This is a genomic window from Clostridium sp. DJ247 (genome assembly GCF_014231265.1).
Window position 1 is genome coordinate 21,521 of sequence record NZ_JABAIW010000055.1, and the last position, 8,543, is coordinate 30,063.

At 27.9% G+C, this 8,543-nt stretch carries 11 protein-coding genes; 3 read left to right on the top strand and 8 right to left on the bottom strand.

What is annotated here, in order from left to right:
• Positions 1-4: 4 nt before the first annotated feature.
• The 4 genes from rpsF to HGI79_RS18335 form a co-directional block, all read right to left on the bottom strand.
• Entirely contained in the window at positions 5-292 is a 288-nt protein-coding gene (rpsF, locus tag HGI79_RS18320) for a 30S ribosomal protein S6 (protein WP_185652127.1), read from the bottom strand.
• Positions 293-393: 101 nt separating this feature from the next.
• The gene (locus HGI79_RS18325; RefSeq protein ID WP_185652128.1) at positions 394-591 is read right to left on the bottom strand and encodes a DUF951 domain-containing protein; all 198 of its coding nucleotides are present in this window, start codon (positions 589-591) and stop codon (positions 394-396) included.
• 5 nt (positions 592-596) lie between these two features.
• Positions 597-1,481, bottom strand: a complete 885-nt coding sequence (locus HGI79_RS18330; RefSeq protein WP_185652129.1) for a mechanosensitive ion channel family protein — start codon at positions 1,479-1,481, stop codon at positions 597-599.
• Between the two features lie 121 nt (positions 1,482-1,602).
• A complete protein-coding gene (locus tag HGI79_RS18335) occupies positions 1,603-1,854 on the bottom strand; it encodes a DUF3343 domain-containing protein (protein WP_185652130.1) in 252 nt (83 codons plus the stop codon).
• 395 nt (positions 1,855-2,249) lie between these two features.
• Here HGI79_RS18335 and HGI79_RS18340 point away from each other — a divergent pair, with 395 nt between their 5' ends.
• The 3 genes from HGI79_RS18340 to yyaC all read left to right on the top strand — a co-directional run bounded on the left by HGI79_RS18340 (position 2,250) and on the right by yyaC (position 5,220).
• The gene (locus HGI79_RS18340) at positions 2,250-3,404 is read left to right on the top strand and encodes an aminotransferase class V-fold PLP-dependent enzyme (RefSeq protein ID WP_185652131.1); all 1,155 of its coding nucleotides are present in this window, start codon (positions 2,250-2,252) and stop codon (positions 3,402-3,404) included.
• Positions 3,405-3,412: 8 nt separating this feature from the next.
• A complete protein-coding gene (ytvI, locus tag HGI79_RS18345) occupies positions 3,413-4,468 on the top strand; it encodes a sporulation integral membrane protein YtvI (protein ID WP_185652132.1) in 1,056 nt (351 codons plus the stop codon).
• 155 nt (positions 4,469-4,623) lie between these two features.
• Positions 4,624-5,220 carry a spore protease YyaC gene (yyaC, locus tag HGI79_RS18350; RefSeq protein ID WP_185652133.1) on the top strand — a complete coding sequence of 199 codons (597 nt, stop codon included), beginning with the start codon at positions 4,624-4,626 and terminating at the stop codon, positions 5,218-5,220.
• Between the two features lie 49 nt (positions 5,221-5,269).
• On the opposite strand, the gene HGI79_RS18355 is transcribed toward yyaC, so the two are convergent.
• The 4 genes from HGI79_RS18355 to HGI79_RS18370 form a co-directional block, all read right to left on the bottom strand.
• Complete coding sequence (locus HGI79_RS18355; RefSeq protein WP_185652134.1) at positions 5,270-5,524, bottom strand: YkuS family protein; 255 nt, start codon at positions 5,522-5,524, stop codon at positions 5,270-5,272.
• Positions 5,525-5,587: 63 nt separating this feature from the next.
• On the bottom strand, positions 5,588-6,094 hold the full coding sequence (locus HGI79_RS18360) for a DUF4446 family protein (protein ID WP_185652135.1): 507 nt from the start codon (positions 6,092-6,094) through the stop codon (positions 5,588-5,590).
• 58 nt (positions 6,095-6,152) lie between these two features.
• The gene (locus HGI79_RS18365) at positions 6,153-7,013 is read right to left on the bottom strand and encodes a ParB/RepB/Spo0J family partition protein (protein WP_185652136.1); all 861 of its coding nucleotides are present in this window, start codon (positions 7,011-7,013) and stop codon (positions 6,153-6,155) included.
• A 7-nt stretch (positions 7,014-7,020) separates the two neighbouring features.
• Positions 7,021-7,788: a ParA family protein gene (locus HGI79_RS18370; protein ID WP_185652137.1), complete on the bottom strand. Its 768-nt coding sequence runs from the start codon at positions 7,786-7,788 to the stop codon at positions 7,021-7,023.
• Positions 7,789-8,543: the final 755 nt, after the last annotated feature.

Here is an 8,543-nt window from a genome sequence, read left to right on the forward strand (position 1 = left end):
CCACCTATTTTTCATTCTTAACTATGATATGTCTTATAACACTATCAGTAATTCTGAATACTCTGTCTAACTCTTTTGGTAATTCAGGATTAGCACTAAAGTTTACTAGAGTGTAATGTCCTTCGCCGACTTTGCTTATTTCATAAGCAAGTTTTCTCTTGCCCCAAGCATCAACGTTGTCGATTACTCCTCCACCATTTTCAATTACGCCCTTAAACTTTTCAACGTTAGCTTTAACAGCTTCTTCGTCTAATGATGGGTGTAATATGAATATAGTTTCATACTTTCTCATTAGATTTCACCTCCTCCCCTTGGACTAACGGCTGTGTTTTACACAGCAGGGATTACATCTTAATATTTTATCACTTATTTAACTAGAAATCAATATATTTTTTATTCTTGTTGATTTTGTTTTACTATCTTTTTTACATCTTTCTCAAATTTGCTTCTTGGCAGCATTACAATTCTATTACAAATACAACATTTTATTTTTATATCAGCACCAAGTCTTATTATTTCCCATTCTTTACTGCCACAAGGATGTTCCTTTTTCATTTCCACAATATCACCTAGGTAAAAAACCTTAACCATTAATATCACTCCTTTACAATTTTCATCTTTGGATAAGGTATCCTTATATTTGCCTTCTTTAAGCCTTCTCTTATTTCTTTTCTAAGTTTCATTTCTGTATCCCACTGGGTCATTGGTTTTACTTTTCCAGCAACTCTTATAGTAATACTTCCTTCCTTTAAAGCTGATACTCCTAAAACATTTGGTCCTTCTTTGACACATTCATTTTCATTCTTAAATCTTTCACATATACCAGATATAATTTCTATAGTGTTATCAACATCTTCATCATACTCTATATCAACATCAACTGAAATTCTTATATTTCCTCTTGAATGATTCGTTACCTTTGTAATAAGCCCATTAGGGATTACATGTAGATCTCCATTGAAATCTCTTATCTTGGTAACTCTTAGTTCTATGCTTTCTACTATTCCGCCTTTATCGTCAATATTAATATAATCTCCTACAGAAAACTGATCTTCAAAAAGTATAAAGAAACCATTGATTATATCTTTAACAAGACTTTGCGCCCCAAAACCAACAGCAACTCCGCCTATACCCGCAAAAGTTAAGCCAATTCTATTGCTTCCCAATATAGTTTCAACTATAGAGACAATACCAAAGAAATATACACAGTATCTTAAAATACTCTTTAAAATAGCCCCTGCAGTCTTAGCCTTTCTTTCATCTAAAGAAATTCTAAAATTTTTTTGTTTTGTTACATATCTTTCTATAGCTTTGTTTCCTAATTTAATTACTACATACATTAAAAGTAAAACCATTATAATTTTTACTAATATAATCCCAAAATTATAAACATCTTGTTTTTGTATATCAAAATTTCCCACTTGCATCGTTCCTTTATCTAAATCTAATCTGAAGTTAAACATTTTTCTAAGACTTTCCATACCCTTTCCTCCAAAAATTCTACTTATACTACTACAAATATTTAATAAGTTTTAATTTTATACTACAAAAATTATTATACTTAGTATAGTTAATCTTTATTATACTTATAAAATTTGATTTTTACATTTCTACTGCTTTATATTTCATGCCTTCATTAATATAAACATTTTTTATACTTAGTTCTCCTGCTTCTATTAAGCTTTTAACCTGACTTATAAACTTATCATTAACTCTAATACTTATACCACAGCTTCTAGTTATTCCTGTAGGTGTTGGCATAATATCCAATTTTATATTTTTTCCCTTTAATATATTTTCAGCACTAATGGCTCCATGAGTATTTTCAAATGTTAATATATAATAATTATTCATATATTTATTAAGTTCTTAATATAGAACTATACCTCCTTCCTAATATTTACCTATTATTACATATACAATTATTATAGTTTAGTTTATAATTATATATATAATTCAATGCTACATTTAATAATTTAAAACTAAATTGCATGCTTTTATCTAATATTATAACAAAATTTTTATAAACTGCTTAAAATATTTAATTTTTACACACTATATTTATACATTACCACTATAGATATATAATTTATAATTTTTTAGTTTGTTTATCTATATATTAAGTTAACTTATTGTTATTATCAATAACATTTAAGTGTCTAAAAAAATATATTACAGGGTATTAGGCATTTTAATGTGCATTACATAACACAAATACTTTAAGATCAGTCTAATATGGAGGTAAAAATATGAAAATCTATTTAGATAACGCAGCTACCACATATCCTAAACCTGATGAAGTTTATTGTTCTGTATTAAATTATATGAAAAACATAGGTGCAAATCCTGGTAGAGGTGGATATCATAATGCCTTAGAAGGCGATAGAATTGTTTATAGTTGTAGAGAGGCATTGATGAACTTATTTAATTTTGATAAGTTAGAAAATGTAATATTTACAGCAAATATTACTCAATCTCTTAACATACTTTTAAAAAATACTATAAAAGATGGGTGGCACGTTATAACATCTTCTATGGAACACAACTCAGTTCTTCGACCACTTTCTTCGGTAAAAAAATCTAAAAAAATTGAATTAGATATACTTGATTGTTCAGAAGATGGAATTATTGATGTTGAGGATTTTAAAAAATCTATAAAACCTAATACAAAATTAATAGTGCTTTCTCACTCTTCAAATGTTATAGGAAGTATTCAACCATTAGAAACTATTGGCAAAATATGCAAGGAACACAATATATACTATATTATAGATTCTGCACAATCAGCTGGTTCTATACCTGTGGATTTCTGTAAATTACAATGTAGTGCTTTAGCATTTACTGGACATAAAGGTTTATTAGGTCCTCAAGGCATTGGTGGTTTTTTGATAGATGATAAATTAAACAAAGAAGTTGTATCCTTCATTGAAGGTGGAACTGGAAGTTCATCGCAAAGCATAATTCAACCTGAGTTCCTTCCAGATAAATTTGAAAGTGGAACATTGAATGCTCCAGGTATTGCAGGTTTACTTGCTGGTATTAATTATATAACTCAAGAGGGAATTTGCAGCATAAAAGAAAGGGAATCCGAATTATGTCAACATTTTACCGATAATCTATTGAATATTCCCTCTATTAAAGTCTATGGATTAAAAGAGTCTTCATTAAAGACTCCTACAATTTCAATTAACTCAACAAAAGTTAACAATGCAGAGCTTGGTTTCATACTTGATAAAGAATTTGGTATAATGGCTAGAACAGGATTACACTGTGCTCCTCTTGCCCATAAAACTATAGGTACGTTTCCTGCTGGAACAATAAGATTTAGTCTGGGACCTTTTAATGATAAAAAGGATATAGATTATACTCTGCATAGTTTAAATTCAATATTAAAAAGGATGTGATATTTTATATGTCTGAACTATTAAATAAAATTGATAAAATATTTCTTTTCTTCGTGTTGTATACAATTATTTTCATGGCTTTCTTCCGCACTTTAAACTATACGCTGCCATTTGTACTTGCACTCTTATGTGCTATGATTTTAAAAAAACCTACATTATTTATCGTAAATAAGTTTAAAATAAAAAATTCTATAGCTTCACTTATAACTACAATTATATTTTTTGCTTTAATAATATTTATTTTTTCTTGGGGAATTACAAATATAACTCAAGAAGCTATACAGTTAGGTAAAACTACACAACTATATTTATCAAAGAATTCATCGGATATATATAATTCCTTTAACAAGCTTCAAAAATATTACAACAACTTAGATCCATATATAATATATACAATAGAAAACAATTTCTCAAGTTTTATAAATAAGTTATCAACTATTACTGTAAGTATAACTGGTAAATTAGTGTCAATCTTGATAACATTTTTAACATCTGTACCTTACATATTGATGGTTATCTTATTTACTCTGCTTACTACATATTTTTTTACTAAAGATATAACTTCAAATGAAAACAAAATTTTAAGCATTATTCCTGAAAATAAAACTGATAAATTGTATTACATATACGTTGAAGCAAAAAAAATGCTTACAAGTTATATGTTATCCTACATGCTCATTATCGGAATTACCTTTATCGAAACCCTAATTGTTTTTATTGTATTTAGAGTTAAATATGCTGCAATTTTAAGTGTTATTTGTGCAATTGCCGATCTTCTTCCTATATTAGGCATAGGGGCTATCTATATACCACTTGCTATTATTTACTTCTTTATTGTAAAAAATTATATCGTTGCATTTGGTATAATTATTTCTTATATTATAATATCCATTGTAAGACAAATAATTGAGCCTAAAATAGTATCTTCTTCATTAGGAATTCATCCAGTGGCAGTTCTTGCAGCCTTATTTATAGGTCTTAAAGCTAATGGTCTTTCTGGGATAATATTTTGTATCTTCCTTGTTGTATTTTATAATATTCTAAAAAGAGTTGAGATACTATAATATATATATAAGTCTAACCTCATACTTTTAAAAAGTATGAGTTTTTTTAAATAATAAAAATAATATATAATAACTAAGTCTTTATATATTATTTTTATTACACACGTATAAACAACTTCTATGTGGTTAAAATTTATAGCATAGGAGGTTTTTGTATGTTGAATAAATTAGTAATAGATCCATCATTAAAAAGCTCAATCATTATTTTAAGGGATATACTAAGTAATGAAATATACCCCATAACAAAGTCTGGAAGACCTATAGTTATATTATGTATAGGAACTGATAGGTCAACAGGTGATAGTCTTGGACCATTAGTTGGAGATAAATTAAAATTTTTGATGAGAGATAAAGTATACCTATATGGAAACTTACAATATCCTGTTCATGCAAAAAATCTTGTTGATATACTTAGTGAAATCAATGAAAAATTTAATAATCCCTATGTAATAGCTATAGATGCTTGTCTTGGCAGTATACAGAATGTTGGAAAAATAGTAGTTGAAGAAAAGCCGTTATCTCCGGGTTCTGCCATGAATAAGAAATTACCTAAGGTTGGTAACTTAAGTATAACTGGAATAGTAAATATCTCTGGTGCTATGGAATTCATGGTATTGCAAAATACTAGATTATTTACCGTAATGCAAATTGCCGAAGTGATTTCAAAAGGATTATATCACTCTATAATAAAAACTATTGGTGGAAAAAAAGCAAGTAACATACTTGGAAATAAAATATCAGAAAATATGTAAGCTTACTTAACTAAAATTTATGTAAAATTAAGCAAAAGTAAATTTTTTATCAAAATAAATTACTATAAACTCTATTACTTAATATGTACTCTATTTCGTCTATAGTTTTGCTACCACAATCAATTATTAGAGTACCTTCTCTCCTTATACTATTATTCATACTTAAATTTGATAGACCTCCATTTTTTAAATTACATATTATAGCATCACACAATGTATTATTATTTTCGTTTAGTATATCGTAGCCTCTTTTTTCTAATTCTTCTTTTATGTAGCTTAAATCATTTGAAACAAATATTTTCATAATAAAGACCTCCTATCAAGGAATATTATTCCCTGATAGGAGGTCTTTTATTCAATATACTATTTAACCTAATACTTTATTTACACAATTTTGTAACACTTGTCTTTCTTCCTGTGATAACTCATATCTTGATATACCTCTATCTACTGGTTTAGCATAAGTAGTACTTTCATTTCTTCCGTAAATGCCTGTAATTATAACACCATCATTGTTATCATCTACCATTGCTATAGAAAAGCTTAAATCACTTCCTACATCTTCAAATGCTCTATACCTAATTATAGATACTTTTTGTACACACCCTTTTAATTTAATATTTAAACTATTATACAATTCTTTCATATACTCAGTATCTTCTTTTACTTTATCTATTTTATCTAAGTATCCTATAATTAATCCTTCTAAGTTTTTGCTATCTACTCCTCGCATAAATTTTCTATACTTTTTCTCTAATATATTTAATGATCTTAATATAACTACGAACATAATAAATAATACTATTACAATTACTAAAAGAGCTACTATTATATAGATTTGTAGGCTGCTTATTATGTTTATAAAGTTTTGCATACTTTTTCTCCTTCCGTCAATGTTTCACGTGAAACAATATAATATTTATATAAAAGTATTATAAATCTAATATATCTAATATTCTCTGTAAATCTTCTTGTGAGTAATATTCAATTTCTATTCTTCCTTTATTTTTTTTGTCTAACAATGATACTTTAGTGCCAAATAAATTCTCTAATCTTTCTTTTATATCTACATAATATGGATTTTGTGAATCAATCTTTTCTCTGCTTTTGTTATTCTGCAAATTAATATTTTTAATAAGCTTTTCTATTTCCCTAACATTTAATCCATCATCTATTATTTTCTGAGCTAGTTCATACTGCAATTCTTTGTTATTTACACTCAACAAAGCTCTGCCATGTCCCTCAGTTATTACCCCATCAATTAGATATTCTTGAACTCTTTTATCTAGATTTAATAATCTTAAACAATTCGTTATAGCTGTTCTTGATTTTCCTATTTTTACACTTAACTCTTCATGGGTTAAATCAAAATCTTCTGTTAACTTTCTGTAGGCTAATGCTTCTTCAATAGGGTTAAGATCTTGTCGTTGAATATTTTCTATTAGTGAAACCTCTAAAATTTCTTTATCTGATAGATCCATTATTATAGCTGGTATCTCTTTTAATCCTGCTAATTTAGCAGCCCTCCATCTTCTTTCACCTGCAATAATAACATATGTATCTTTATAATTTTTTAAGATAACTGGTTGAATTATACCATGTTCCTTAATAGACTGAGACAATTGAATTATCTTTTCCTCGTCAAAACTTTTTCTTGGTTGTCCACTATTTGCTTTGATCAAATTTATATCTACAGTATTTATGCCTTGATTTTTATTTAATTCCTTATCTAATACATTGTCCTCTGGTATTAATGCTCCTAATCCTTTGCCTAGTCCAAATTTTTTATTCAATGTAGTTTCACTCCTTTTGCATTCTTAAAAACTCTTCCGTTAGTTTCTCATAAGCTTCTGCACCTTTACATTTATCATCATAAAGCACTATGGGCAAACCAAAGCTAGGAGCTTCAGCTAACCTAATGTTTCTTGGAATAGCTGTATCATACACTTTATCATTAAAATATTTTTTTACTTCCGAAACAACTTCGCTTGATAACCTAGTTCTTCCGTCATACATACTCATTATTACACCTTCAATTTCAAGATTTTTATTTAAAGATTTTTTAACAAGCTGTATTGTATTTACTAGTTGACCAACTCCCTCTAAAGCATAAAATTCACATTGGATAGGAATAAGTACAGTATTAGACGCTGAAAGGGCATTTATTGTGAGTAAACCTAATGAAGGTGGACAATCTATAAAAATAAAATCAAAATTAGCTTTCATGTTACTAATTTTTTCTTTTAAAATAGCCTCTCTGTTTTCCTTATTTATAAGTTCTACTTCTGCACCGGCTAATTCCATAGTAGATGGAATTATAAAAAAGTTATCTATTAACTCACACTTTTTCATTGCATCATCTAATCCTATATCACCGGTTAACACATCATAGGTAGACTGGTTTAGACTTCTTTTATCAAATCCAAGTCCGCTAGTAGTATTCCCTTGAGGGTCTATGTCAATATTTAAAACTCTATATCCCTGCATTGCTAAATACGATGCTAAATTTATGCTAGTAGTAGTTTTACCTACTCCTCCCTTTTGATTAAATATAGATATAACTTTCATTATTGCACCACCTTTCTTATAAAACATTATAATTTTAATTCCAACTTTAATTATATATTTTTATAAAAAATATTAAAAGTATTTTAAGATAATTTAATTAAAAAATCATACAAATTGAAATTTACCTGAAATATATATACCTAAAATATATACTTATATGGCTTCATATTTAATTGAAATAATATAAGTATAGTAGACAATAGCTTATCTTTGTAAAAGATATAGGGTTCCAGACTTGAAACTTAAGTTATACGTAGAAATATGTTGACAGAACTGAAAGCACATTTAAAAACTTTTTTATCAGTCTTAGTGAAGTTTTTTAGAAAATCTTAGAACCTTAGATTGCTTGATCGAAGCGAGTTTATCGAAGGTTCTTATTTTATCCGATGACTATCCGCTCTAATACTCCCATCTTCTTCAAAGTGGGAGTAAAGAGCGGCTACGTCCTTGAATAACGACTTCTAAGCTTCAGAGGGAGTCAAAACTCCACCTGAAGCTTAGAAGTCTGTTTATATGAAACTCATCTTCCTTATGTCAGATGAGTAAGTGATTCGCACAAAATCACAGATTTTGGCTCTGTGCTTAAAACATGAACTTTAGACTGATTAAAAGTTTTTAACATGCTGAAGTTTGGCAATATATTTCGGAGTATAAGTTAAGTTTTCACTGCGGAACCCCATATAGGGTTTCTAAGTCTAAACTTAACTTATACAGAATAATTAAATTTCTTCTCCAAATACTAAATGTACGGAGAA